The 26,138-nt window shown below is 37.1% G+C and carries 28 protein-coding genes and 2 pseudogenes; 7 read left to right on the top strand and 23 right to left on the bottom strand.

Annotation, left to right across the window (positions count from 1 at the left end; genetic code table 11):
• Window positions 1-132 precede the first annotated feature (132 nt).
• From ACZ11_RS05955 to ACZ11_RS05910, 10 genes and pseudogenes are all read right to left on the bottom strand, one after another.
• Window positions 133-1,671 (bottom strand): 2-isopropylmalate synthase, encoded by a 1,539-nt coding sequence (locus tag ACZ11_RS05955; RefSeq protein ID WP_049664473.1) that lies wholly within the window; start codon window positions 1,669-1,671, stop codon window positions 133-135.
• Window positions 1,658-2,692, bottom strand: coding sequence for a ketol-acid reductoisomerase (gene ilvC, locus ACZ11_RS05950; protein ID WP_049664472.1), 1,035 nt, complete (start codon window positions 2,690-2,692; stop codon window positions 1,658-1,660). Before ilvC ends, ACZ11_RS05955 begins: the two co-directional genes overlap by 14 nt.
• A 96-nt stretch (window positions 2,693-2,788) precedes the next feature.
• The gene (gene ilvN / locus ACZ11_RS05945; RefSeq protein ID WP_049664470.1) at window positions 2,789-3,304 is read right to left on the bottom strand and encodes an acetolactate synthase small subunit; all 516 of its coding nucleotides are present in this window, start codon (window positions 3,302-3,304) and stop codon (window positions 2,789-2,791) included.
• Entirely contained in the window at window positions 3,301-5,067 is a 1,767-nt protein-coding gene (gene ilvB, locus ACZ11_RS05940; RefSeq protein ID WP_049664469.1) for a biosynthetic-type acetolactate synthase large subunit, read from the bottom strand. Before ilvB ends, ilvN begins: the two co-directional genes overlap by 4 nt.
• Window positions 5,068-5,533: 466 nt before the next feature.
• Complete coding sequence (gene ilvD / locus ACZ11_RS05935) at window positions 5,534-7,204, bottom strand: dihydroxy-acid dehydratase (RefSeq protein WP_049664467.1); 1,671 nt, start codon at window positions 7,202-7,204, stop codon at window positions 5,534-5,536.
• A 336-nt stretch (window positions 7,205-7,540) separates the two neighbouring features.
• Complete coding sequence (locus ACZ11_RS05930) at window positions 7,541-8,491, bottom strand: D-arabinono-1,4-lactone oxidase (RefSeq protein WP_236690789.1); 951 nt, start codon at window positions 8,489-8,491, stop codon at window positions 7,541-7,543.
• A gap of 238 nt (window positions 8,492-8,729) precedes the next feature.
• Window positions 8,730-9,881 (bottom strand): RNA-guided endonuclease InsQ/TnpB family protein, encoded by a 1,152-nt coding sequence (locus tag ACZ11_RS05925; protein WP_049664466.1) that lies wholly within the window; start codon window positions 9,879-9,881, stop codon window positions 8,730-8,732.
• A 49-nt stretch (window positions 9,882-9,930) separates the two neighbouring features.
• Window positions 9,931-10,134 (bottom strand): annotated as a pseudogene (locus ACZ11_RS05920) (IS607 family transposase); the annotation flags it as partial.
• A gap of 586 nt (window positions 10,135-10,720) precedes the next feature.
• A complete protein-coding gene (locus ACZ11_RS05915) occupies window positions 10,721-11,068 on the bottom strand; it encodes an FAD-binding protein (protein ID WP_049664464.1) in 348 nt (115 codons plus the stop codon).
• Window positions 11,056-12,231 carry an amino acid deaminase/aldolase gene (locus ACZ11_RS05910; protein WP_049664462.1) on the bottom strand — a complete coding sequence of 392 codons (1,176 nt, stop codon included), beginning with the start codon at window positions 12,229-12,231 and terminating at the stop codon, window positions 11,056-11,058. The genes ACZ11_RS05915 and ACZ11_RS05910 overlap by 13 nt, the downstream gene beginning before the upstream one ends.
• 415 nt (window positions 12,232-12,646) lie before the next feature.
• On the opposite strand from ACZ11_RS05910, the gene ACZ11_RS05905 reads away from it, so the two are divergent.
• Complete coding sequence (locus tag ACZ11_RS05905) at window positions 12,647-13,195, top strand: cysteine hydrolase family protein (protein ID WP_049664461.1); 549 nt, start codon at window positions 12,647-12,649, stop codon at window positions 13,193-13,195.
• 115 nt (window positions 13,196-13,310) lie between these two features.
• Window positions 13,311-13,568 carry a GlsB/YeaQ/YmgE family stress response membrane protein gene (locus ACZ11_RS05900; protein ID WP_049664459.1) on the top strand — a complete coding sequence of 86 codons (258 nt, stop codon included), beginning with the start codon at window positions 13,311-13,313 and terminating at the stop codon, window positions 13,566-13,568.
• A gap of 172 nt (window positions 13,569-13,740) precedes the next feature.
• Here ACZ11_RS05900 and ACZ11_RS25645 read toward each other — a convergent pair whose 3' ends face one another.
• Complete coding sequence (locus ACZ11_RS25645; RefSeq protein WP_161804440.1) at window positions 13,741-13,893, bottom strand: hypothetical protein; 153 nt, start codon at window positions 13,891-13,893, stop codon at window positions 13,741-13,743.
• Between the two features lie 218 nt (window positions 13,894-14,111).
• On the bottom strand, window positions 14,112-14,807 hold the full coding sequence (locus tag ACZ11_RS05895; protein ID WP_049664458.1) for a lytic transglycosylase domain-containing protein: 696 nt from the start codon (window positions 14,805-14,807) through the stop codon (window positions 14,112-14,114).
• Window positions 14,808-14,974: 167 nt separating this feature from the next.
• On the opposite strand from ACZ11_RS05895, the gene mscL reads away from it, so the two are divergent.
• Entirely contained in the window at window positions 14,975-15,364 is a 390-nt protein-coding gene (gene mscL / locus ACZ11_RS05890) for a large conductance mechanosensitive channel protein MscL (protein ID WP_049664456.1), read from the top strand.
• 66 nt (window positions 15,365-15,430) lie between these two features.
• On the opposite strand, the gene ACZ11_RS05885 is transcribed toward mscL, so the two are convergent.
• Window positions 15,431-15,979 carry a Rossmann-fold NAD(P)-binding domain-containing protein gene (locus tag ACZ11_RS05885; protein WP_049664455.1) on the bottom strand — a complete coding sequence of 183 codons (549 nt, stop codon included), beginning with the start codon at window positions 15,977-15,979 and terminating at the stop codon, window positions 15,431-15,433.
• Window positions 15,980-16,167: 188 nt separating this feature from the next.
• On the opposite strand from ACZ11_RS05885, the gene ACZ11_RS05880 reads away from it, so the two are divergent.
• A complete protein-coding gene (locus tag ACZ11_RS05880) occupies window positions 16,168-17,301 on the top strand; it encodes a methionine biosynthesis PLP-dependent protein (RefSeq protein ID WP_049664453.1) in 1,134 nt (377 codons plus the stop codon).
• Window positions 17,285-18,451 carry an aminotransferase class I/II-fold pyridoxal phosphate-dependent enzyme gene (locus ACZ11_RS05875; RefSeq protein WP_049664452.1) on the top strand — a complete coding sequence of 389 codons (1,167 nt, stop codon included), beginning with the start codon at window positions 17,285-17,287 and terminating at the stop codon, window positions 18,449-18,451. Before ACZ11_RS05880 ends, ACZ11_RS05875 begins: the two co-directional genes overlap by 17 nt.
• 72 nt (window positions 18,452-18,523) lie before the next feature.
• Here ACZ11_RS05875 and ACZ11_RS05870 read toward each other — a convergent pair whose 3' ends face one another.
• On the bottom strand, window positions 18,524-18,952 hold the full coding sequence (locus ACZ11_RS05870) for an NUDIX hydrolase (protein ID WP_049664451.1): 429 nt from the start codon (window positions 18,950-18,952) through the stop codon (window positions 18,524-18,526).
• 90 nt (window positions 18,953-19,042) lie between these two features.
• Here ACZ11_RS05870 and ACZ11_RS05865 point away from each other — a divergent pair.
• Window positions 19,043-19,508, top strand: a pseudogene (locus ACZ11_RS05865) (N-acetyltransferase family protein).
• Between the two features lie 46 nt (window positions 19,509-19,554).
• Here the strand turns inward: ACZ11_RS05865 and ACZ11_RS05860 are convergent.
• From ACZ11_RS05860 to ACZ11_RS05825, 9 genes are all read right to left on the bottom strand, one after another.
• Window positions 19,555-19,893 (bottom strand): cupin domain-containing protein, encoded by a 339-nt coding sequence (locus tag ACZ11_RS05860; RefSeq protein ID WP_049664449.1) that lies wholly within the window; start codon window positions 19,891-19,893, stop codon window positions 19,555-19,557.
• 16 nt (window positions 19,894-19,909) lie between these two features.
• Window positions 19,910-20,434, bottom strand: coding sequence for a GNAT family N-acetyltransferase (locus tag ACZ11_RS05855; protein ID WP_236690788.1), 525 nt, complete (start codon window positions 20,432-20,434; stop codon window positions 19,910-19,912).
• A gap of 356 nt (window positions 20,435-20,790) precedes the next feature.
• Window positions 20,791-20,943: a YpzG family protein gene (locus tag ACZ11_RS24945; protein ID WP_082172689.1), complete on the bottom strand. Its 153-nt coding sequence runs from the start codon at window positions 20,941-20,943 to the stop codon at window positions 20,791-20,793.
• 92 nt (window positions 20,944-21,035) lie between these two features.
• Complete coding sequence (locus ACZ11_RS05850) at window positions 21,036-21,794, bottom strand: nucleotidyltransferase domain-containing protein (protein WP_049664448.1); 759 nt, start codon at window positions 21,792-21,794, stop codon at window positions 21,036-21,038.
• Between the two features lie 211 nt (window positions 21,795-22,005).
• Entirely contained in the window at window positions 22,006-22,956 is a 951-nt protein-coding gene (locus tag ACZ11_RS05845) for a hypothetical protein (RefSeq protein ID WP_134008741.1), read from the bottom strand.
• A gap of 103 nt (window positions 22,957-23,059) precedes the next feature.
• Entirely contained in the window at window positions 23,060-23,320 is a 261-nt protein-coding gene (locus ACZ11_RS05840; RefSeq protein WP_049664445.1) for a hypothetical protein, read from the bottom strand.
• Window positions 23,301-23,855: a hypothetical protein gene (locus tag ACZ11_RS05835; protein ID WP_049664444.1), complete on the bottom strand. Its 555-nt coding sequence runs from the start codon at window positions 23,853-23,855 to the stop codon at window positions 23,301-23,303. The genes ACZ11_RS05840 and ACZ11_RS05835 overlap by 20 nt, the downstream gene beginning before the upstream one ends.
• Before the next feature lie 128 nt (window positions 23,856-23,983).
• The gene (locus ACZ11_RS05830) at window positions 23,984-24,772 is read right to left on the bottom strand and encodes a helix-turn-helix domain-containing protein (RefSeq protein WP_049664443.1); all 789 of its coding nucleotides are present in this window, start codon (window positions 24,770-24,772) and stop codon (window positions 23,984-23,986) included.
• Between the two features lie 31 nt (window positions 24,773-24,803).
• Window positions 24,804-25,034 (bottom strand): hypothetical protein, encoded by a 231-nt coding sequence (locus tag ACZ11_RS05825; protein ID WP_049664441.1) that lies wholly within the window; start codon window positions 25,032-25,034, stop codon window positions 24,804-24,806.
• A 221-nt stretch (window positions 25,035-25,255) separates the two neighbouring features.
• Between ACZ11_RS05825 and ACZ11_RS05820 the strand changes: the two genes are divergently transcribed.
• Entirely contained in the window at window positions 25,256-25,471 is a 216-nt protein-coding gene (locus ACZ11_RS05820; RefSeq protein ID WP_049664439.1) for a helix-turn-helix domain-containing protein, read from the top strand.
• The last annotated feature ends 667 nt before the right edge of the window (window positions 25,472-26,138 follow it).

Raw genomic sequence — 26,138 nt, 5'->3', positions numbered from 1 at the left:
TGAACTACGCTATTTTAGTAAGACTCTCACCTATATTAATAGGTGAGGTCATCAATATTAATAGGTGAGGTCATCAATATTACGACTACACATAACATAATTGGCATAATTCCGTGACATCCACCGGAAGCTTTAACTTACAGGCTGTGTACGAAGGCTTGCTTGTATTAAATGACGGTTGATAGCATTTAAATAAGCTTTTGCCGATGCTTCTAAAACATCCTGTGAAGAGTTTCGTCCGGTTGTTGAAATACCATCATATCGAATATTAATTACAGCTTCTCCTAATGCATCTCGTCCCTTACCAACGGACTTAACTCGATAATCAATCACATGAATATCTCCTTGAACAAGTTGCTCAAGCGTATTGAAAATAGCTTCCACCGAGCCTGAACCCGTTGCCACAACTGTCTTTTCCAAACCTTCTGGTGTTAAAACAATCGCTGTTGCTGTTGGTATATTTTCTGTACCATATTGCACCTGTACCATCTTTAATTCGTAAAGTGGAACATCTTCTATTTGAACTTGTTGCTCTGTAAGAAGCGTTAGCAAATCTTCTTCTGTAATTTCTTTTTTACGATCAGCAAGCTTTTTAAATTCAGTAAATGCTTTATTTAGTTTTTCATCCGAAAGGTTGTAGCCCATTGTTTCTGCTCGGTCACGGAATGCTGCGCGACCAGAGTGTTTACCTAGAACAAGTGGTACCTCCCCTTCACCAATAAGGGCCGGTGTAATAATTTCATACGTTTCCGGATTTTTTAACATACCATCTTGGTGAATACCTGATTCGTGAGCAAATGCATTTTTACCAACAATCGCTTTATTCGGCTGAATAACCACATTCGTGAGCTTACTGACTAATTGAGATGTACGCTTAATTTCTTGTAAATGAATACCTGTTTCTACAGGGTAAATATCTTTACGGATATGAAGGGCAACTGCGATTTCTTCAAGCGCAACATTTCCAGCGCGCTCTCCGATACCGTTAATCGTACCCTCTACTTGTGAGGCACCATTTTCAATGGCTGCAATCGTGTTTGCGGTTGCCATACCTAGATCATCATGGCAATGTGCAGAGAATTTTACCTTGTCTGCACCTTTTACGTTTTCAAGTAGGAATTTAAATAATGCACCATATTCTTGTGGCGATGCATATCCTACTGTGTCAGGTACATTAATGGTTGTTGCACCTGCCGCAACAACATCATTCATAATACGTACTAAAAATTCACGATCTGAGCGAAAAGCATCTTCTGCGGACCATTGTACAAGCGGAAAGAATTTTTTCGCGTATTTTACAGCTTCAACCGCTTGTTCTACTACTTGATCGGGTGATTTTTTTAGCTTGTATTCCATATGAATTGGGGAAGTTGCTAGGAAAATATGAATGTGTGGCTGTTCGGCCACTTTAATCGCATCCCACGTTGTATCGATATCCTTTTGTACACAGCGAGCTAAGCCAGTTACGATAGAGTTTTTTACTGTCCCTGCAATACGATTTACCGCTTCAAAGTCACCGGGTGACGAAGCAGGAAAACCTGCTTCAATAATTGTCACTCCTAGGCGCTCCAGTTGCTTAGCGATTTCAATCTTCTCTGCTGTGTTTAGATTAATGCCAGCAGATTGTTCGCCGTCACGAAGGGTAGTATCGAAAATATCAATTTTTCGCACTTGCAGCCACTTCTCTCACAACTTTTTCTTTACCTTCGTTGATGAATGGCATCATAGCACGTAATTTAGCACCAACTTCTTCGATTTGGTGGTTTGCACCAGCTTCTTTGAATTTTGTATATTCTGGACGACCGTTTTCGTTTTCTTGAATCCAGCGACGAGCGAATGTACCATCTTGGATATCAGTTAATACATCTTTCATACGAGCTTTAACTGAGTCATCGATAATACGTGGTCCCGCTACATAGTCACCCCACTCTGCTGTATCCGATACTGAGTAACGCATTGTTGCCATACCACCTTCAAACATTAGGTCAACAATTAATTTTAGTTCGTGAAGTGTTTCAAAGTAAGCTAATTCTGGTTGGTAGCCTGCTTCTACTAAAGTTTCGAAACCTGCTCTTACTAATTGTGTAGCACCACCACAAAGTACAGCTTGCTCACCGAATAAATCAGTTTCAGTTTCTTCTTTGAATGTTGTTTCAAGTAAACCGCCACGAGCTGCACCGATTCCTTTACCGTATGCAAGAGCTAAATCTTTTGCTTGACCAGTAGCATCTTGATGAATTGCGAATAAGCCTGGTACACCAGCACCTTCTTGGAATTGACGACGAACTAAGTGTCCTGGACCTTTCGGAGCAACTAAGAATACATCCACATCTGCTGGAGGTGTAATTTGACCGAAATGAATGTTAAAGCCATGTGCAAACATAAGTACCTTACCAGCTTCAAGATGTGGAGCAATTTCAGCCTCATATACAGCTTTTTGACGCTCATCTGGAAGTAAAATTTGGATAACATCTGCTTCTTGCGCTGCTTCAGCAACAGTTTTCACATCTATTCCATCCGCTTTTGCTGCATCGAATGATCCGCCTGGGCGAACTCCTACTACTACATCGAATCCTGATTCTTTAAGGTTTAATGCATGTGCGTGACCTTGTGAACCATAACCGATGATTGCGATTTTTTTTCCTTTTAATACTTCCTCGTTGATGTTTTGTTCATAGTACATAGTAGCCATTGTTTGTTTCCTCCTAATATTGGGTTTGTTTTTTGTTTACTTCAGATGCAAACCGACTTAGGGTATGCATCCAAAGCTATGAATTTTATATGCAAACTATTTTAAAATAGAGAGCTGCGTATTTGAGATTTTTTGTGTTTCACGAACAGATGCAGTAGCTCCTGTACGCGTTAATTCTTTAATACCATAAGGTCGAATTAGTTCAATAAAAGCGTCAATCTTATCTGGATCGCCTACTACTTGATATGTGACAACGTTTTTCGCTGTATCAATAATTTGTGGACGGAATGGTTCAACAATTGAATTCATTTCCAATCGTAAGTTTGGTGGTGAAATTACCTTCACAAGTGCTAATTCGCGTAACACGATTGATTTATCTGTAATGTCATTGACCTTTAACACATCAATTTGCTTCGATAATTGCTTCACAAGCTGTTCAATTTTGCGCTCATCCTCAACGTTTACAACAAAAGTCATTTTAGAAAAGTTTGGCTGTTCTGTATGACCAACTGTGATTGATTCGATATTAAATTGACGCTTCATAAGTAAGCCTGTTACACGATTTAACACACCGCTTTGGTTAATCACTGTTACTGTAATTACTCGTTTCAATTCTCTTTCACCCCAATCATTTCTTGTAGGCCTTTGCCTGGTGCTACCATTGGGTAAACACATTGGCGCTGTTTAACACGACAATCAATTAACACCGGCTCATCAGAAAGTAGTGCCTCGCGGAAAATACTTTCCGCTTCATCGATTGTGTTGATTCGGTAGCCCTTAAGATCATATGCATCAGCTAATTTAACAAAATCTGGTTGAACCGGCATTAATGAAGATGAATAACGCTCCTCATAGAATGTTTCTTGCCATTGGCGTACCATTCCTAGACAGCTGTTATTTAAAATCACTACTTTTACCGGTAAGTTGAATTCTTGTAGTATAGAAAGCTCTTGCGCAGTCATTTGGAATCCTGCATCTCCTACAATAGCAACAACTTTTTTGTCTGGCTTCGCAAACTGGGCGCCAATTGCAGCTGGGAAGCCGAAGCCCATCGTACCAAGTCCACCAGACGTTACCCATCCGTGATCATTGTTTAAGCGATAATATTGTGCAGCCCACATTTGATGCTGACCAACATCTGTAGTGACAATTGCGTCACCTTCTGTAATTTTATGCACAAGCTCTAATGCTTCCTGCGGTAAAATTTCTTTATCCCCTGGCTCCTTGCTGTACCATAATGGATATTCCTTTGCGTGATTATTTAAGTAGGCTAACCATTCTGTTGTATCTGGACCATCGAAGTCCTTTTTCAATAATGCTTTTAATGCTTCTTTAGCATCTGCAACGATTGGAATATCCGTAGGAACGTTTTTTCCAATTTCCGCTGGATCAATATCGATGTGTATGATTGTTGCATTAGGAGCAAATGTTGCTAAATTACCAGTTAAACGATCATCAAAGCGAGCTCCGATATTCAATAATAAATCTGATTTTGTAATAGCTGTGTTCGCCGTTGCAGTTCCGTGCATTCCCGCCATACCGATGAATAATTCATGCTCTCCATGGATTGAACCAAGTCCTAGTAGAGTGTTTGCTACTGGAATTTGGTATTTTTCAGCGAATGCTGTTAACTCTTCTTTGGCATCTGCAAAGAGTACACCAGCTCCAGCTAAAATGACTGGATTTTTAGCCAATGAAATCGCCTGAATGGCCTTTTGAACTTGTAAATAATTCGGTTTATATGTTGGTTGATAACCAGGTAAATATATTTCGTCAGGAGCCTGTGGTGGATTCTCCACATCAAATAACATTTGAGAAACGTTTTTAGGGAAATCCACTACAACAGGGCCCTTTCGCCCAGTGCTCGCAATATGGAAAGCCTCTTTAACAATACGTGGGATATCATTAACATCCTGTACCTGATAATTGTGCTTCGTAATTGGTGTCGTAATTCCCATAATGTCCGCTTCTTGGAAAGCATCTGTACCAATCACAGATGTTGAAACTTGACCTGTGAATACAACTAATGGGATGGAATCAATCATCGCATCAGCAATACCAGTTACTAAGTTTGTTGCCCCCGGGCCGCTTGTCGCAATAACTACACCAGTTTTATTGGAAACACGTGCATAACCTTCTGCTGCATGGATTGCACCTTGTTCATGTCTAGTTAAAATATGACGAATCGGATTTTTATACATTGCGTCATAGATTGGTAGTACCGCTCCACCTGGGTAACCAAAAACAATTTCAACACCTTGTTCATGCAGTGCTTGCACTAATACGTCAGCACCATCTTTCGCTTGATAGGTTTGTTCAGCTTTTGCTGTTGTTGCTAATTCTTCTTTCTCATTGATAGAAACATTCGTACTCATCAAATATGCCTCCTTCTTTATCATTCAATTTCACATCAGTAATGCGCATCATTGAAGTGTTACAAGCTGGTTATCTCCTTGAAAAGAGACGACAGACTCTTTTTAATGTTGTAAAAAAAATAAAAAGCCTTTTTCTCCACACGCAAAGAATTACCTTACGTAGGGATGAAAAAGACTTTCCATGGTACCACCCTTTTTTATAGCAAATAATTGCTACCTCGTGAATAAATATAAGCATTTATGCACCAACGCGAAATCATTCGCATCCAATACGGTGTCATAAATTATTTATTCATTAATAACGAGCACTTTCGATTATGCCCGGAGCTATCTAATGGCGAACACGCGTTTAATAGCTCACTCAGAGGGGATGTCGGATCTAGTTGTATCGCCGGCTTCCAGCACGACCGGCTCTCTGGTAAATACAAGGCTCTAGAACCTTTAACCTCATCAACGCTTTAACTTTTTAAATTTTCATAACGCCACCTGTAGAGGCGCTTGTTACTAATTTTGAATATCTTGCTAGCCAACCGCGCTTAATTTTCGGTTCAAATACCGGTAGTTTTGCACGACGTTCAGCTAATACTTCATCTGAAACTTCTAAATTGATAGTACGATTTGGTAGATCAATTGTAATAATGTCACCGTTCTCTACTAACGCGATTGGACCGCCTTCTGCAGCTTCTGGTGAAATATGTCCGATTGAAATACCACGAGATGCACCTGAGAAACGTCCATCTGTGATCAATGCAACCTTTGTGCCAAGACCGCGGCCTTGAATCGCAGATGTTGGTGCAAGCATTTCAGGCATCCCTGGGCCACCTTTTGGTCCTTCGTAGCGAATGACGACTACATGACCCTCTTTAACCGTCCCGTTATCGATATTTTCCTGTGCCGCTTCTTGTGATTCAAAGACGATTGCTTCGCCTCTGAATACTTTGATAGAAGGGTCTACAGCTCCTACTTTAATAACAGAACCATCTGGTGCGATATTTCCAAATAACACCGATAAACCGCCAACTGGGCTATACGGATTGTCTTTCGTACGAATAACTTCAGCATTTGTAATATGATAATCTTTTACAAGCTCACCCATTATTACTCCTGCAACTGTTGGTCGATCTGGGTGAATAGCACCTGGAATGGATGCTAACTCATTAATAATGGCACTAACGCCACCCGCTTTATTAATATCATCCATTGAAATATCTGAAGCAGGCATAATTTTCGCTAGATATGGAACACGCTCTGCAACTTTATTAATATCCTCAATGTTATAATCGATTTCAGCTTCATTTGCGATTGCTAATGTATGGAGGACTGTATTTGTCGAACCACCCATCGCCATATCAAGTGCAAATGCATCATCAATTGCTTCTTTAGTAATAATGTCTCGAGGTTTTATGTCCTCTTTAATCATACGGACTAATTGTTTTGCAGCTTCTTTAATAAGCTTATGGCGCTCTTCAGAAGTAGCAACAATTGTTCCATTACCTGGTAAAGCTACTCCTAGCATTTCCATTAAGCAGTTCATAGAGTTTGCAGTAAACATTCCTGAACATGAACCACATGTTGGGCATGCATTGTTTTCAATATCTAATAGCTCTTCAGCTGACATTTTGCCAGATTTATGTGCCCCTACACCTTCAAAAACTGAAGTTAATGAAAGTTGCTTGCCAGTAGCAGAAGTACCTGCCTCCATTGGACCACCAGAGACGAAAATTGACGGTACATTAGTACGAACTGCTGCCATTAACATTCCCGGTGTAATTTTGTCACAGTTAGGAATATAAAATACTCCATCGAACCAGTGTGCATTAATAACTGTTTCAGCAGAATCTGCGATAATTTCACGACTCGGTAAAGAGTAACGCATACCAATATGGCCCATTGCAATTCCATCATCTACACCGATTGTATTAAATTCGAAAGGAATACCACCCGCTTCAATAATGGCTTCTTTTACAACATCAGCAAATGTACGTAAATGAACGTGACCTGGTATAATGTCGATATAAGAATTACAAACCCCAATAAATGGTTTGCCTAAATCTTTCGCTTTTACTTTGCCTGTTGCATATAAAAGACTTCTATGTGGCGCACGATCTACGCCTACTTTAATCATGTCACTTCTCATTTTAAACGCCCCTCATTTATTGCTATGTTCGTTGCTATATACGAAATGTTCTGTCTATTCCGTTTTTGCGTATATGTTAATCTCTTAGAAGATTACTAATTGCTGTAACGAACGTGTTAAATTGTTGTAATCATAGTACGAAAAAAAGGTCTAGTCAACAGTATTTTTAGAATTGTTTGAACAATTTAAATAATACATAAAATTTGAAATCGTTTTCATGCTGATTAAGCATCACTTTTATCTCGCTTTGGAGAATATTTTAACATTTTGTTCAAATTTTAATTTTTTTAAATAATCCATCATTTCTTCAAATCCTTTAAATTGCATAGTATTCCTTCACAATGTAAATAATTTTCTTAAGTACCCTGTCAAAAACACATTATCAGGATCGAATTGACTACGGATGGCTAAAAATTTCTCGATATCTGGGTATAGCTCGTATACATATTTTGCTGTTAAATGATTTAGTTTGCCCCAATGCGGTCGTCCTTTATATTTCTTCATCATCGTATGGATCCATTCAAAATAAGGCTCTTCCTGCATTCCTTTATACATATGAAAGGCAACAAACGCTGATTCTTGCCCTTGGGTAGGACTTAAAAAACCTGCTTCTCCTGCCGTCGTCCGACATTCTAGCGGGAAATGTACATCAAAAATTCCACTTTTAAAGGTTGCGTGGATCTCCTCCATACATGCCTCAAATTGCGTTAACGGAATAGCATATTCACTTTCTTGGAACTTTACGCTACGTGGAGACGGATAAATTTCATAGCTAATCCCTGTTTTCTCCCCTTCAACTACATTGGCTGCTGCTAATTTACTCATAGCGCCACTTAACGAAGGCTTCCATTTACAAAGCTCGGACATAGCAAAAAAAGCACCGTTCTCTACTATTTGCAGTTTCAACGTCTCTATTCTCTTACTCCAATCACTTTGATAAACAGGCGCTATAGCGTTCATACGCTTCACTTGAATGGTTTCGCTGCCCGGAAAATAAAACCACTCAACATGTCGATTCTGTCGAATATCTTCAGTAAATATCGCCAGACCATTTTCTAAAGTATCTCTTGTGCTCACGTAATGTAAGCTATATAGAGGTATCACCTTTATCGTTACCTTCACAAGCACACCCAGCATACCTAGTGAAACATGCAAAGCTTCAGATAAATCATCCATTCCTCTCACATGCTCCCTATAAGTACCTGTACCATCTACAAAACCCCATCTTGTTACAGCTGAGGATAACGAACCGAGTGTTACACCTGTTCCATGGGTACCCGTTGACACTGCTCCTGCAATCGTTTGCTCTTGAATATCCCCGATACGAAAAATATATACATTTCTTAAAAAATGTAGCCATCTCTACTGTGACACAACTTATATCTTCCGACTTTCGTTTATGTGTCTTCCTTATTCTCTGAGTCTGGTTTCGCCAAAGCTACTACAATTTAGTATGACTCTCCAAAGGCTTAAATTCCGCAGTATCGTTGCGTACACATCTAAGGTTTAGTTTTAGTTAAACTCCTTAGATTGAGTAATTTGCTAAGTTAATGCTTGCGTTCAAATCTCTATCCAACTTTAATCCACAAGAACAGATAATTAATCTGTCTTTCAGTCTCAAATCGGATTTGATTTGCCCACAAGAAGAACAAGTTTTTGATGATGGAAACCATCTGTCGGCTTCAACAAATTCAATTCCGTATTTTTGACATTTGTATTGAATTTGCCGTTTGAATTCATATAACTTTTGCTCGGCTATCGCCTTCGCCAGATGTTTATTTTTCATCATACCTTTTACATGTAAATGTTCCATAACAATACGAGATGGCTTGGTTTTCACAATCTCAATAGAACACTGATGTAAATGGTTTGTTCGGATATCGTTAAGTCGCTTATATAAATTACGGATTTCCGTGTTTTGTTTTTGAATATTTTTCATATTCTTTAAAGGTATTTTATAGATTGGCTTTCGGTTTTTAGAATACTTTTTAGTATTGGCTTCAAGCTTACGAGCTAGATGTCGTTGTTCTCGTTTCAACTTTCGCTCTAATCGTTTGACTTCTTCGGTTTTGTTAATGTTCTTTTTGAACTTACCATCAGAACAAACTGCCAATTTTTTGATCCCTACATCAATCCCTAAACTTTCTCCTGTCAAATCATATTTCTCAAATTCTTGCTCATATCCAATGGATAAGAACCAATTTCGTCCATCAAATGAGATGCGTGGATTCGAATATTTATGACCTTTTTTAAGCTTAGGAAGCGCATTGCAAGTTTTTACATTGCCAATCTTTTCACCTCTAAAACCTTCATTTGTTCGTTTTAAACTTTCGTAATTTACATAAAAACTAACTTTACTTCTTCGTCTGCTTTTGAACCTTGGCTTTTCAGTAGTGCCTTCGAACCAACGCTTTTTAGCAATATCGGCATCTTTCACCGCCTGTTTCATCACATTGCTTCCGACTTCCTTAAGCCATTTATGCGTTGTTGGTTTCAGTTCATTATTGATTTTTTTACGAACTTCGCCCTCTTTGACTGTACGCTTCTCGTCGTTATAAATACGTTCGCTTTCAGCCAAGAAATAATTGTAAGCCCATCTCGCAGTCCCCGCAGACTTCCAAAACAAAACCTCTTGTTCTTTAGTTGGTTTTAGTCTTATTTTTGTCGCCAATATCATTGTTTTTCACCTCGTCAATCAATCGTTTAGTTTCCTTCGACCGAATAATTTTTTGACTAGGTGTACTAACTAGATAATAGCCAATCACCAACTTTTGTGTGTCTGGTGCAAAGCCAAACTGTTTTAATTGTTCAACAGAGTAATATCTCATACCGCCAGAAGATACATTCTCGCCCTTTGTTTCCATTCTTCTTAGCGTTACAACATTTACACCAACACGTTTAGCAAATTTCTCAATGAACATTAATTCCATGTATACTACCTCTCTTTCACAATGATAAAATCACATTACCCTGTTTAGAGAGGTTGTTAACATTTTTATATTTGTTCTTTTGTATATATTTTTCTTGTTCACACTAAGGCGCAACCCTTAATGCAGTCTTTCTCTCACGAGTAGACCTCTTATGCTTTCACATAAGCGCAGACTATATCTTCATCTTATCTTCTAATAAGAGCCACATTTTTCTTCCGCCATTCGCTTGCGGTTTTACTCTCCCTCAAGGAGATAGTCGTTGAACGTCTTCCTTGTCTCATTAGAGATTTAGGAGTTCGCTGCTAAACATCCATTGCCAAAGCACTTAGCGCCACCGTTTTCCGTTGTCACGATGATCCTTTACGGACACTGAGTGATTTTTTTCAGCTTATGCCATCCTTGTTGTTTTTTCTGCTTTCGCACCGTTACGTCTGCCGTTTCCAGCTCCGCTTTGGTCACAAGGCTTTAGGAGTTAAAAGCAATTAACGTGGAGTTCGCACCAATCGCTTGATACGAAGGGTATTCTGTTATAAATTTATGCTTCTATACAGATTTGTATAGGTTTGTCTAAATTTGTCGCAACAGTTTAGTTACCCATATTTATAAGGGCAAATCCATGCTTCGCAAGCAACGGTCCTATTTCATATAAATACGTTCCGGACCAAAGTGTCACCTCTTGCTTCTCTTCATTCACAGCTATGAGCCCACGCATATTATGTAAAGAAAGTGCTATATGCTCAGGCATTGCAACAGCGCTAAAGGAGTGAGCTGCACCAGTGACACGAATCGTTTTTCCTAACTCACGTGCATGCTTCACGATATTTGTAACCTCTTCAATAGATCGAGGCAAGTACATTTCAGACGGATAAGAGATGACATTACCAGCCCAGTTTGTCCACTTCTCACCATTTTTCCACTTATCTATAGAAAACATTGACCATTCCCCCTATAGGTTGAATAAGTTCCTACATACGTGTCCCCTCTAATCCCATGTAGTTCTTGAAATCTTTCACAAAGTTCCCCAGCCTTCGCATGTCGAAAATATAGCGTGTCCCCTACGTTAATTTTTTTACGCTTTACTTTTACTGGTGTTTGAACTTCTCCCGCTCCTTCTAAGGTAAGATATGAAAAAAAGCTAGGCTCATAGAATACCGGTAATCGATCAGTATTAATTGCCCCAGACGCCGTATAACCACCACCATGGCAAACAACAATATTTTTTTCTGGCTTTCTTGTTACACTTAAAGCAAATCCAGCTGCCTTTTCTAGCTGTAAATGTGTAAATTGGTCAAACAAAGCTGGTGCATAAAATGCAGAGCCAACTGTTATTTCTGTTACTTCCTTTTGTTGTGCCGTGTATGCCATACTCCCTGAACCACCACCATTTACAAAGTTTAAGCTCGGGAAATACGCTTTTATATGCGCAATTGCTAATCTACGAAACTGGGTAACTTTCTTTTTAGCTTGTAATTGCATTACTTCAATTAGTTTTCCTTTAACAGTGTTGGCTGGACGATTACCGACTCCTGCAATTTGAGCCTCATAGCCCATCGCTCCAACCACCTCAATAAATGCTTGATTTTTAATATATTCGAGGAATGGTGTAAGTGACTGAAGTGAATGAAGCGAAGAGCGTTTCGTACCAAAATATAGCAGTTTAAAATCATTGGATACATTAATATCAATACATACTTGTACACGAACGCCTAACTCTTGCCCTAACTTCGCCAAAAATTTGACATGTTCCCACTTATCCACCATAAAAGTGACAGTTTTCCCGGCCTTTACGAAATGTAATAGCTGACGAACAGCAGCTTCTTCCATCACCGGATATCCTAGCAGTAAATCATCAAATTGCTGTTGCAGTAAAAATATTGTTTCTGCCGCTGTGAACGTCATAAACCCCATCACATTTGATAGATTTGTTTGTAAATAACGTAATATCTCCACAGAACGAACTGATTTCGTAGCGATGCGTATATTTTTCTCTCCACAAGCGTTGTGTACGGTTGAAATATTGTGATCCAATGCATCAAAGTCCAACCAAGCAAATGGACGTTCTAGTTCATGAAACGCTCTATCAAATCTAGTGGTCATGCCATCACTCCTTTGTTTACGCCATTGTCTTTATTATTCATTTTAAAAATTCTATTTAGACAATAAAAAAACAACCGTGGACATGCAATCAAATTTGCCTTCACGGTTGTTTTAATAATAGACAAGCATTTAACTCACCTTTCTATATTTTTAAGAGATTACGAGGAAAATATGAAATCCGCTGCTAAATTTAGTAGCACTAGCAGATGTAAACCTGCAATAAGTAATCCTTGGCGATTTAATCGTTTCATAGCTGTCATATTCATATAGACCACTCTCCTTTTTTCACATTATACTCTCAGAAAAATCAATTTTCAAACTATTCGTAACATTAAAATTGGATCATTTTTCTGACAACCAGGCCCAAATATGGCATGATAAAAATGAAATAATACCTATAGGGAGAGTGAAAAGGTTGAAAAAGGCTTTATTAGTAATTGATTATACGTATGATTTTGTTGCTTCTGATGGAAAACTAACTTGTGGAGAGCCCGGGCAAGCATTAGATAAAAAAATCTCATCCTTAATTCAAAAATTTATTACTGAAAACGAATTTGTCGTTTTTGCGAATGATCTACATGAGGAAGATGATCCGTTCCATCCTGAAACAAAGCTATTTCCCCCTCATAATATTCGCGGCACTAACGGACGACATTTATTTGGGCAAGTTGGCGAAATTTATAACCTTCACAAAGATAAAGTCTTGTGGCTCGATAAAACTCGCTATAGCGCATTTGCCGGAACCAATTTATCGATCTTATTGAATGAACGAGGTATCAAAGAAATTCATTTAGTTGGAGTTTGTACTGATATTTGTATTTTACATACAGCAGTTGATGCTTATAATTTGGGCATTTCAACGGTTGTTTATGCAGATGGTGTTGCAAGTTTTGATGCTGCAGGTCATGATTGGGCATTACGTCATTTTGAACATACATTAGGCGCAACAGTTGTTAAGCCATAAAAACAGTATCGTGAATTTGTAATAATTACTAAAGAAACGAACGCGTTTAATATACTCCATTCAGGGCATAACTAAGCAATCGCCATTATATCTTAATTTTAAGGAGATGAAAAAAATGATTAGCTTCATTTGGTATTTAATCATTGGCGGGATATTAGGTTGGTTAGCTGGCGTAATTTTAGGTAAAGATGTACCTGGCGGCATAATCGGAAATATTGTTGCTGGGGTTATCGGTTCTTGGATCGGTAGTATGATTCTTGGCAACTGGGGTTGGCGAGTTAGTAACTTTTACGTATTCCCAGCATTAATAGGTGCTGTAGTGCTGATCTTCATTGTAAGCATTATTTTAAAGAGTATGCGTAAAGCAACCTAAATATGTAATAAAGAGCCATCATCATTTTGATGGCTCTTTATTACATATTTTTGAAATATAAAATGATCAAGGAAATATTTTGATGTGGCAACGTTTTACATGAGTTTGTCGAGTCCCTTTCGCATGTAAATATCCATTCGAATTTCCTTTTTACAACAACAAATCATTTAAATTACATACCGGGAGATTTGGTTGATCGGAGTGGAGACAGGGCGACTTCTTGGGGATTAGCAATAGAGGAACGAAGGTTAAAACCATCATGTTCTGTGATAACGCCTTCGTGACCAACCTCGTGATGTCGCTTCGTTGCACTACGCTTTCGCACAGAATGAACCCCTTTTGCTGCCGCTACGTTAGACTTCACTTTCGCGCAAAAAACACCTGTTGGCCCAAGCGGCTCATCGGACGCCCCCAGGAAGCTTTGCTCTGTGCAAAAGCGAAAGCAAAGCGACAGCTACAAAGCGCCAAGTTGGAATGGAAATCAACCCCACGTTTTGCCAAATTACAATATTTTATTAAAGAGCCATCTTTTTTGATGGTATTTTACTTTTCTTTATAAACGATTGCTTCCTTTAGTTCATCATGATAGTCATTATACAAATTGAAATAATGTAACACCTTTTCCACATATTCATCACTGTGATTGTACTTAAACACAGCTTGTTTTATATGACCATCTGCTGCACCATTTTCCGATAAATAATTCGCGGCACTAAATATAGCGTCCTCAATATCATAAGGATCTGCTATGCCATCTCCATTAGCATCTACGCCATAACCACCATATTTTTTAATGGCTGTTGGATTCATTAGTTCAGTCTTCGATATATCCCCTTTTCCTAACCCCGAGCAGGAAGGATGTTTCCAGCCTACAAACGTACATGGCATAAATTGCAGATGCCCTTCTGCTCCAACTGGTGAAACGAGCGATTTCATTGAGGAAAATCGTGTTTCAATTCGATGATGAGCGGCAAGTAAAGTCCAAGGTACGCCGTATTTCTCTTCTGCTGCTACATAGATAGGAATATATTGCTCAGGAATTTTCATATCGAAATTTTGTTGAATTTCTTCTAGTTCTTTTTCCCGCGCTAACTTTTCAAATATAGGTAATGTTTGTAGTTCCTTCCATGCAAAAAAAGCGAAAACACAAACAGTTATCGCTATTGGTATTAATAAAGCTATCACGCCTAATTGAGCGGAAGGCGATAGCATCGGTTTTTTCTTCTTTTTTTTCTCCATATGTCACACCTAATCATTTATTCTATTTCTATATTACCAAAATTTTCGATTTGTAGCAGACTTTTCAGTATATAATTACCACTACTTTAATAGTTGAAAAGGAAGGGAAAAATATAGTAAAATAGAATTCGATTATTTTATATGGATAATAATAGGAGGAATTTGTTTTGTGGAAAGACTTTAAAGAATTTGCTATGAAAGGCAATATTGTCGATCTAGCAGTAGCAGTAGTTATTGGTGGTGCTTTCGGTAAAATTGTTACCTCCTTAGTTGAAAATATCATCATGCCATTAGTCGGTATCTTAACTGGTGGTATTGATTTAACAGAAAGCTTTAGATATGGCTCAGGTGACGCTCAAGTAAAGTTAGGCGTATTTTTACAGTCAATTCTTGACTTTTTAATAATCGCATTTGCAATTTTCATGGCATTACGACTTATGACTAAGCTTTCTCGTAAAAAAGAAGAGGCTGTTGTGGAAAAACCAGCACCAGAATTGGATGCTAAAGAAGAGCTTCTAAAAGAAATTCGAGATTTATTAAAAAAAGAACAAGCTTAAATTAAGTGAAAAAGAATCTGTCTAATTTCCTCGACTTCCGAGGTAATAGGCTGATTCTTTTTTTGTTTAAGGGCGCAAATTCCATGGCTCAAAAGCACCTACTTGTTTTTCCGGTATTTCTTGTTTTATTGCATCAATAGTTCCTTGTGCAATTTCACTATTTGTTAGCCATCTCGAAGTGTTGTTGTCTTCTATGATAAAACCAAGTTTCACCTCTCGATAAATTATATTTGAAGGGATATAACTTTTTGTACTGTCATTATTTAAATAAGAGCTACTTCCTTTTATATGGTATAAAATCACATTTTTTGTGTTAGAAACTGCTTGAAAAAGTGACTCCCAAATTCTTGTATCAGAGCCATGAATCCAAGCAATAATACAATCAAACGACCCATGAGTTTCTTGAGACTTTATTAATGCCGTTTTCAAGTTATTATAATTCGTATAATCAACTAATAATGGCGTCAATTTTGAAGCATTTTTAGCTTCATTTATCAAATTTCGCATTTTCTTTTGTTGTTTCCCGATAACGGTTACATGATTACCTTCATTTATAAGCCATACAGAAACATCCTTTAGCATTCCAGTTCCACCTATTACTAACCAATGCTTCATTTACTTTTCTTCCCTTCCTTATCTCCTACTATACCTAGATGATTTAATATAAATAATCTAGCTAATTTTCTGAAATTATCTTGTTCTTCTTTATTATACATGTTAAATTGGAAACAATTATTTTGAATATGGGGAAAAGAAGGTCTAATAGATCCCCCATTTATTATGATGAAGAAAAGAGTGACGACATGACAAACAGCAGAAGTATTGAAACAAAACTTGTACAACTTGGGAATTTAAGTGATCCGAGAACAGGTGCTGTCAGCCCACCAATCCATTTATCGACAGCTTACAAACATACAGGTATCGGTGAATCCACTGGTTTTGATTATACACGTACAAAAAATCCAACTCGTGCACTATTAGAAGCAGGTATTGCTGATTTAGAGGGCGGAGATGCAGGATTTGCCTGTAGCTCTGGGATGGCCGCTATTCAATTAGTTCTATCATTATTTAAGCCTGGCGATGAATTAGTGGTGCCTGATGATTTATATGGTGGTACATATCGACTTTTTAATTTCTTTGAAGAAACATATAATATTAAGCCCGTCTACTCAAAATTTGAATCAGTTGAACAGGTAGAAGCATTAATCAACGACAATACGCGTGCTATATTCATTGAAACACCAACAAATCCGCTTATGCAGGAATTTGATTTGCAAGTGTATGCAGAATTAGCTCACAAGCATGGGGCATGGTTAATTGTCGATAATACTTTCTATACACCATATTTCCAACGTCCAATCGAATTAGGTGCAGACATAGTTATTCATTCGGCTACTAAATATATTGGAGGCCACAATGATGTGTTAGCTGGTTTAGTTGTAGCTAAAGGTACTGAATTAGCAGAACGCATTGGCTTTATTCATAATGGAAGCGGTATGGTTTTAGGTGCGATGGATTCCTGGTTACTTATTCGCGGATTAAAAACAATGCATCTTCGATTAAAGCAGCACGATGCGAATGGCAAAGCAATTGCCGCATTTTTAGAGGAAGAAGATCTTGTGTCAGATGTGCTATACACGGGAAAAGGTGGCATGCTTTCATTCCGATTGGAAAAGGCTGAGTGGATTGACCCATTCCTTCGAAACTTGAAGCTAATTATTTTTGCTGAAAGCCTTGGTGGTGTTGAAAGCTTTATTACGTATCCTGCCACTCAAACACATGCAGACATGCCTTATGAGGAGCGTATTGAACGTGGTGTTTGTGACAGATTACTACGCTTTTCTGTTGGAGTTGAAGAGGCTGAAGATTTAATTGCGGATTTAAAACAAGTATTCGATATCCTTAGAAAAGAGGTTAAAAATGAAGCAGCATATTGAAACAAGCCTTATTCACGCAGGTGCCCGTGACGGCTATGAAAATAAAAAAGGTGCAGTCAATGTGCCTATGTATTTATCATCTACTTTCCATCAGGAGAGTATCGATGAATTCGGCGAATATGATTATGCACGTTCAGGAAACCCTACGCGGGATGCATTAGAAAAAGCAGTAGCAGAGCTTGAAGGCGGAGTACGAGCTCATGCATTTTCTTCTGGTATTGCAGCTGTATCTGCAGCGTTAATGCTATTATCTCAGGGTGATCATATTGTCATTACTGAGGATGTTTATGGAGGAACATACCGCTTCGTCTCCAAGGTTTTACCACGCTTCGGTATTTCCCATACTTTCGTTGACTTCACAGATTTAGCGGCAGTAGAAGCAGCCATTACACCGGCTACAAAGCTACTCTATATGGAAACACCGTCAAATCCAACACTTGGCATCACAGATATTCGCGGAGTAGTAGCACTTGCCAAGCAGTATAATTGCTTAACATTTTTAGACAATACGTTTATGACACCTTTACACCAACGTCCACTTGAGCTAGGTGTAGATGTTGTTATTCATAGTGCTACAAAATTTTTATCTGGTCATTCTGATATTATCGCGGGATTGACAGTAACAGCTGACGAAAAACTTGGTCAGGATCTGTACTTTATCCAAAATTCATTTGGCAATATATTAGGTGTACAGGACTGCTTTACTTTATTGCAAAATATTAAAACAACAGATGTGCGTTTTAGTCGTTCTGCAGAATCGGCACAAAAAATTGCTGAGTTTTTAGACGCAAGTTCCCTTGTCGAGCAAGTATACTATCCGGGGCTTGCATCACACCCTGGTTATGAGATTCATCATAGTCAGTCCACGAATGCAGGAGCAGTACTATCCTTCCGTTTACCAAGCTACGAAGCTGCAAAAGCACTAGTAGAAGCTATGAAAATTCCTGTTTTCGCTGTCTCTCTTGGTGGCGTTGAATCGATTTTATCCTACCCTGCAAAAATGAGTCATGCAGCAATGGAGCCTGAGGAACGAGCAAAACGAGGTATTACTGATGGACTTTTACGTTTCTCAGTAGGACTAGAACATGTTGACGATTTGATCGCCGATTTCGCTCAAGCATTAGAAGCGATTGCTGTAAAAGCTATATAATGAAATAACCGCGTCTCCAAATTATTGGAACGCGGTTTTGTTTTATATATGCAATTTATAAATGTTTAACAATCAGTTGTTAACACGAGCTAGCACCCGATATAAATAATCTCCATGTCCCTTTGCCAAAGTTACTTCTTGTTCATCTGTTATCCAGTAAAATGAAAATTCTAAGCCTGTCTCGTTTACACCTGTCGGACAATGCATCCATGAATCTCGATTTTCATTTGTCGTTAAATGATAAAAATAGCGTTTTTGTAATAACCCTGAATGATGATTAAAATAATCCTGGGCAATTAATCCCTTCACTACTAAATAGGATAAACCTGTTTCTTCAAACATCTCTCGTTTTACTGCCTCTAGAGGTGTTTCCCCTTCCTCTACCGTGCCTTTAGGAATTTGAATTCCTGCCCCTTCTGTATTTTGCTCAAATACTAGCACTTGTAACTGACCCTCATGCTCTCTCGTAATATAGCCAAATGCCTTTTCAACAACTTGCATGAAGTCATCCCCTTCCGCGTGATTTGATGTTACAATAAATAGAAAAAATGGAATTGAAGGTGAAAAGTATTGATATCAATTATACGGCATATGCAAAAGAATGACATCATTTTTGTGCAAGAAATTGCCAAAAAGAGTTGGCATCAAACATACGAAGGAATTATCCCAAATGAGATTCAGGATCGTTTTATAGTAGCTGCTTATAGTAGTGATCGATTACTGAGCCGTTTAGAAAATAGTCTATTTTTAGTTGCTGTACTTGAAGAGTCATATAGTAGGCTTTGCAAATTTTTCAAATATTGTAGATGGTGAGGCAGAACTTTATTCAATATATTTACTTCCTGAAACTCAGGGCAAAGGAATTGGTACAGCCCTATTACAGGAAGGGCTCAAGATGCCTCCAGATTTAAAGTCACTTTTAGTTTGTGTAGAAAAGGAAAATACGATTGGCATGAACTTTTATCAAGCGAAGGGCTTCAAGCAATTGGAGGAGTTTGATGAGTTATTTGATGGCCATTTATTGAAAACAGTTAGACTTGGCTTAAATATAACTTAGTGTAACGGAGCAATAAATTACTCCGTTACACATTTTTTTATGTAATCTATGCAAGATTGAATTGCTCGGATTGGATGACAAGTGCTGTTAACCCTGAATTACTCCCGGATTCATGCGCTTCTCCTGTTTGCCAAAGAACACCTTCTCCAGTTTTTATGAGTACTTTTTCTTGATCCTCACCGCAAACCCATCCTTCCCCCTGAATCACAATAAATAACTGTGGTACAGGCGCCTCATGCATCCCAACAACACCACCAGGCTCTATATACATAAAGCCAATATTGGCAGGCGCCACCGTTTTCATGATTTTTGTATAAAAAGCATCTATCGATTGATAGTTATTAATTTGATTGGCCCATTCTTGTGTGAAATTATATTTTTTCATGTAAAAATATTTCCTTTCAAATTTTTACTACCATCTTATACATTAAAACGTCATCTATATATTCATTGTCATGTAGCTTTATTTCTTTGATTTTTCTTCCTTCTTCAACAAATCCCATTTTTTTATAGAGCGCAATAGCCCTTTCGTTTGTTGAAAATACGCCAAGACTAATCTTTTCAATATAAGGATTATGCTCTGCCCATTCTAGTAGCTTTTCAATTAAGAGTTTGCCAATACCTAGACCACGATATTCATTAAGCACCATCATGCCAAAGGTACCTGTATGTGCTAATCGTTTTCTTTGTGGCGATTGAAATACAAGCCAGCCAACTATTTTCCCTCGATATTGTGCGATAAAAATTGTTTCTCGTTCATTTGCTAATTTCGCTTGTATCCATTCTCTTTGCTCATCAATCGTTCTCTGAAATTCATCTATTGTAGTGATTAAATAATCTTCTTCTACTAAAACTTCTTGCTGAATTTCCAACAAAGCTCCAGCATCCTCTTCATTAGCAACTCTAATTTTGATTTTTTCTGTCAAAATCCCCTCTCCTTTCAAATATTTATTAAGTCTCCATGAAATCATTAGTTTGAGCATTCATTGAAGAAAATTTATCGTATGAGTATAGAACGTTATCTTCATAATAAAATTGTCTCCCTCTTTACTATACCGCATTAATTACAAATAATTGAAGATAAAATGATAATTGGGTTTGATGTCTTGCATTTGATTCATCATCATTTGTTAATACGTATGCAATGTATATATGTTGATTGGGTTGGAGGCTGGGCGACTCATTGTGAATTAGCGTCATAGAAGAGACCCTGAAAGTTATAGGAACGAAGAAAAAACCCAGAATATTTTCTGGGCTTGATGACACTTACTTTTCTAGCTGATTAAAACTGACGGGCTTTTGCTTCACTTCTCAAGATACGGTTATGGAGGGTAATCTCCGTTTCACCATTTACTTGAGATTTTGAGCGCTTAATCCTTGACCAGTTGCGGTGGATTTTTTGAGATTTTGGGTCTAGTTGTTCGAACCTACTCATTCGTGCCATCCTCCTCATCAATATAGATTTCATAAGTGAAACCTCTTTTAGTATGACCTTACAATTAAAAATTATTCAGATTTCTATGACCGTTAACCCCACACTTCTTGCAATGTACTTCTAAATAACGCATCTAACTTTTGTGTAGGATCATCCACTTTAACATGAAGACTTTTACAGTATGTCTCAATATGCATTATTTCTTTATCTAAATACTCATTAATATTTTCAATTCGAGGCTCCATATTTAGTTCATCACCAGCCATTTTTCTTTGCAAAAGTTGCTGAATTTCGGTTTTTAAAGGCCCCTCTGAAATAATTGCATTTAACAATTCCTGAAAATCAATTGGTGGAACCGTATTGTTTTGCTCTATCCATTTACATGCTAAAACTGGTCTAAGGACATAGAAATATTTTTTTATTTTCACTTCTGAGCCCTGTAAATACTCTCGATAATTGTTTTTCGCCATATTTAAATAATGATATAAGCTTGCATTTGGATAAAAAACTTCACGTTCAAGTAACCGTACATTATCAATAAATGAATATTGCTGGTCATAAATAATATTACTTCGTAGCCATTCTAAAAGAGGCGGATTACTTTTGCGGAATAGCCTTAATGCTTTTGTTATTTCCCAACCACTAATATCCAACAAATCATTGATAGGCACTTCAATAACATCCCTCTTTGCTCCAATCCCTTGAGGGTCGATTGAAAGATACCATTGAGGTTGATGAATATATATGAAACGAACATCATAATCACTATCCTTAGAAGGAAACCCCCAAGCACGACTACCCGATTCTACAGCATATAATGTGAAATGAATGCATGTAATATGTAAAGACATCTATAAACGTTGATATATCAATACTTTGGTGATTTTCTTGTGATTTTTAACTACGCAAAATAAAGCATAAAATTGTATTGTTTTGGGGCTAAGTGGGGCTAGATTGGGGCTAATAAAATACGGCGAGCGTGTGTACAGGAATGTGTGAGTAAGAAAGATTACTTATTTTATTAATGAAAACCCTCCACATATGATTGTGGAAGGCATAATTTTATAATGAATAAACATGTACTTGTTTTTTATGAAAAATCGAACCTTTAATATTTAAATATTTGATATTTTCGCCATATATATTTTCTTTTACGGTAATAAAAGAATAAAATGCAATTTGATCATTTCCTTTTTCTACTTCTGCTTTTATATAATCTACAGTTGATTGATTATACACCACTACTTCAACAGCAGGAATCCTTTTAAATCCATCTTCATCTTCTTTATCAATATATGGTCTTGTTAAGACTACAGAATGATATTTAAATTTTTCAGTTGGTTCCTTGATAACTTTTATTTTTCCTTCAATACAAACTGGATGTTTTATGTTATTTCCATTTACATATTTAAAACATTTAATATGGTCGTCGGTAGAATAATAAAATCTGTTCCAACTAATACTTTCTGCACCGAACTCCAATTGTACAAGAGTACTTAACTCCTTGTTTTCTTCAATTTCAGACCTTAATATTAATATTTTATTCATAGTCGATAAATAAGAATTAAGTTTCCCATTACTTTCATACTCTTTACTTTTTGGTTTATTTACATCATCAGATAATGTGTTCTTACTTTCATTATCAACTTGTTCTCTCCTTAATTTCTTTAAGGATGTAGCAATTAAATTCATTCTAAAATTATATTTACCATTATCTATACTTTTTAAAATTTCATCGGAATCGCGTGCTATGATTTTCACTCGGCCCTCCGTGTTATATTTACAATTTTCATCATGAGTATAAGTATTGGCCAATTTAAAATAATCTCTTACTATCGAAACTTTATTGTCACCATAAATTCGTTTAAACGGACCAACATAGCTTATTGGTGCATTACAACAAACACAAAATAAATTTGTTGTTATCCCATTGTTTCTTGCCTCTTCAATAGTTATTTCTTCATTAAAATAGTTTGCTTTTGGCATTTTTATTCCCATATAATTATCACTCACTTTCTATCTACTCAATTCGACATAAAGGAAATGTTTTCCTCCTAAAAATGACAATAAAACAACGCTAACTAATGCAGCACCACTTTTACTAACACATGGTGATTTAATAAAAAACACCTACCATAGCAAGTGCTTTATTAAACATCACCACAAAAATGTGGGCATCTATTTTTAATTTTCGACTGTGAATTCGAAGCTGGCTACCTTCATAGGACAATCCATTTTTGGTTAAACCGTCTTGAATTTCATGATCCAACACTCTATATTTTAACGAATCCGCAAATTGCGTATCAGTAGAAAAGTGGCCACAATAATAGTTGAAGCCACTCGCTGTTTTGATAAAGTCAATTTGCGATGTTTTCACTAGCCACTGTTCCAGCAGTCGCTTTTTTATTTTCCTCGATTTTATCCATAACCTTATTTACGGTTTCTGTTATATACGTTAACACTTCCTCAAAGCTTTCTGGTTCCCTACCAAATTCTTTAGTGAATGTTTTTATGTTACCTTCCATAGCAAAAGCGTTCCAACCCTTCTTACTGTTGATATCTGGTTTAGTAGCTGCATCAATCGATTGCTCAGATTCATTTTCACTCACGGTGTCAAATAGTTCCTGGGCGTGTATGTTAAGGGTATCAACCTCTTGTGACATTTCTTTAAATAACGGAAAGAATGCCATGTCAATTAAACGTACTGTATCTTGAATTTCTAGAATAGATAGGTATGCCATGCCTCTATTCTCATGCCAACCTTTATGTGTAATATCATCAAGTTTATTTAGTAAACGAGCCACTTCATTCTGTACGGTTTTTAATTGAATCATTTGTACTGATAAGTTATATGCGTTGTTACTATTTTCATGTGCGACTGTTCTTAAAGTGTGTTGTGTTTGTTGCTGCATGTTTACATCTCCTTTTTCGTCTATGTTTTATTTAGTTGCTACCGCATTTAAAAGTAATTGTTTATTGTGGTCAGACATGACACACCATTCTTTAGCCGTTACTTTCATGTGTCCTCACTTCTTTCTTATTAAAATACTTCTGTTGGTCCATTACGTTCTGATAGCCAATTGTAGAAAGGTACTGAACGTACATTTACAGGCTTATTCTTTATATATGAGGTGTTTGTTGTTGGATGTTTATCTTTACGTAGTAATGCCTTCTTATGAGCCCCTACGAATATGGCACGTATTGTTTTAGTGACCGTCAGCACTCCTTCTTTAATATCGTTAGCCATTTTAAATATGATGTTCTTGGCCAATATGAATTCCTGAATGTTACTTACATTGGATGCTAGTACCACTTTATGCAGCTCGTCTTTAAAGTTATCTGGAAGAGGTAACGAATGCATAAAATCGAATAGCATTTGCTGATAATTATTCATAAACTCTTTACATGCTTTTTTATCGGTATGAGCTTGGTTATAAGCTTCTTGTAATTGAACAACCTCATTTTGTTCAAAATGCTCGACAGGGCTTTCACTCGCTTCTAATTGATAAGGCAAAATAATATATATGTTTGCACCTCTCCCCCCCTTTTCCTTTGTAGTTGTTTGTTTCTTGATTATCCCTAGCGATTCCAGTTTTGAAATAGCTCGATAAACTGTCTTTGTGCTGATCTCCAATGCTGCAGCAATTGTGACAGCTTTCAAATGACATGCCCCTGGATACTCTAAGCTGTGACTAGCAAGCTTGAAAACGATGGCACGCTCTGATTCTGTAAGATCATAAAAATGTTGCTGGATATGCTCTTCCACATGTTGATCCATATCTGCTATTGATTCAAATGTTGTATATTGTGCTAAGTATTCAAATGCCATCGTTTTCACCTCGCTTTCTATTGCCAAATAATTAATAAACTACATGGACCGAACCATCTTCACCAATTTGTACTGGTTGACCGTCAACATCATCGAAATAAATATAACCACCCCAGTAACCATCAAATTGTCTTTCCCTACTTCCAAGGTTATAACTGTCTCCATAGCGCTTCTGAAAATAAGCACGAGCCTCTGTTACATTCAAGAAGTGAGGAAAATCCGCTTCATCTTCTCTTGAAATTACAAAACCAAAGTATGTCATAGTGTTTCACCTCTCTTCCCTGCAGCATGTCGGCTATTTCTTGCCCATTCACCGACTAACCTTTGATGGTTATGTTCTGCTCCAATTTTGCCGATAACCAAATAGTACACTAATTAATGTACTTTGTAAATAATTTAGTAAACTTTATAATTTACTTTATTAATAAATTTGTTTACAAGTATATAAAATGGTATACTAATTACTGATAGGAGGTGTGTTATATGAGATTAACTACCAGTGAAAAAATAAAAATTATTCTTGGTAGAAAGGACATGACTGTGAAGGATTTGGCTGAAAAATTAGGAACTACACGCCAAAACTTACATAATAAAATGACACGCAATAATTTCAGTGAAAGTGATTTAGAGAAGATTTCTGAAGCATTAGAAATTGATTATGAAATCAGCTTCCTAATGAAAGATGGAGAAAAAATTTAAACACAGCAAAAACACTTCTGGCTCATCGTGCAGCTGAAAGTGTTTTTCTTTTGGTCCAATATAAAAAGCAACCACATTTCTGCAGCTGCTTGATTATATAGTTAATTATTAAGAGCATGTTTTAAAAGATTAAAAGAATAAATGATTAAGATTCATTTTATATGTGTTCACGCTTACTCCCCCAATGGATTTCATCATTTCAACGGTAGGACATTGCGGTGGGACATTAATATCAAATCAACTATTATTTCCACCCGTCAAGGAGTGGTCTTGTCGTGTACAAATCACATTATTAATGAGGTATGCCGCAGCTTATACCTCCAATCCTCACAATCATTTGATACCGCTTCTAGTTTTAAATAAATTTCATTGCCCATTCAATACCTTTAAGTTTTAAACATCCAACAAATGCTTTTATAAAAGCTGGTTCTGCTGCTGATGGATTAATGTAAATAACTAGTTAAGTAGTTAATGCTGCTGCAGATAATGCACATTCTTTTACATCTTCCCTTACCTCACCTAGACTTGGATGATTCAACTTTACGTAACAATTTTGTGCGCAATACCTACATTCTAAGTTTTCACGTTTAATTCTTGTTTTTCCCTATCGCTTAATAGAGCCTAATTTGAATGATCTCTTTTCAAATACATATAATTCAACTAGCCT

Origin of the sequence: Lysinibacillus xylanilyticus, assembly GCF_001183605.1 — a bacterium.
Taxonomy (GTDB): Bacteria; Bacillota; Bacilli; order Bacillales_A; family Planococcaceae; genus Lysinibacillus; species Lysinibacillus xylanilyticus.
This window is presented reverse-complemented; position numbering and strand designations above follow the sequence as displayed.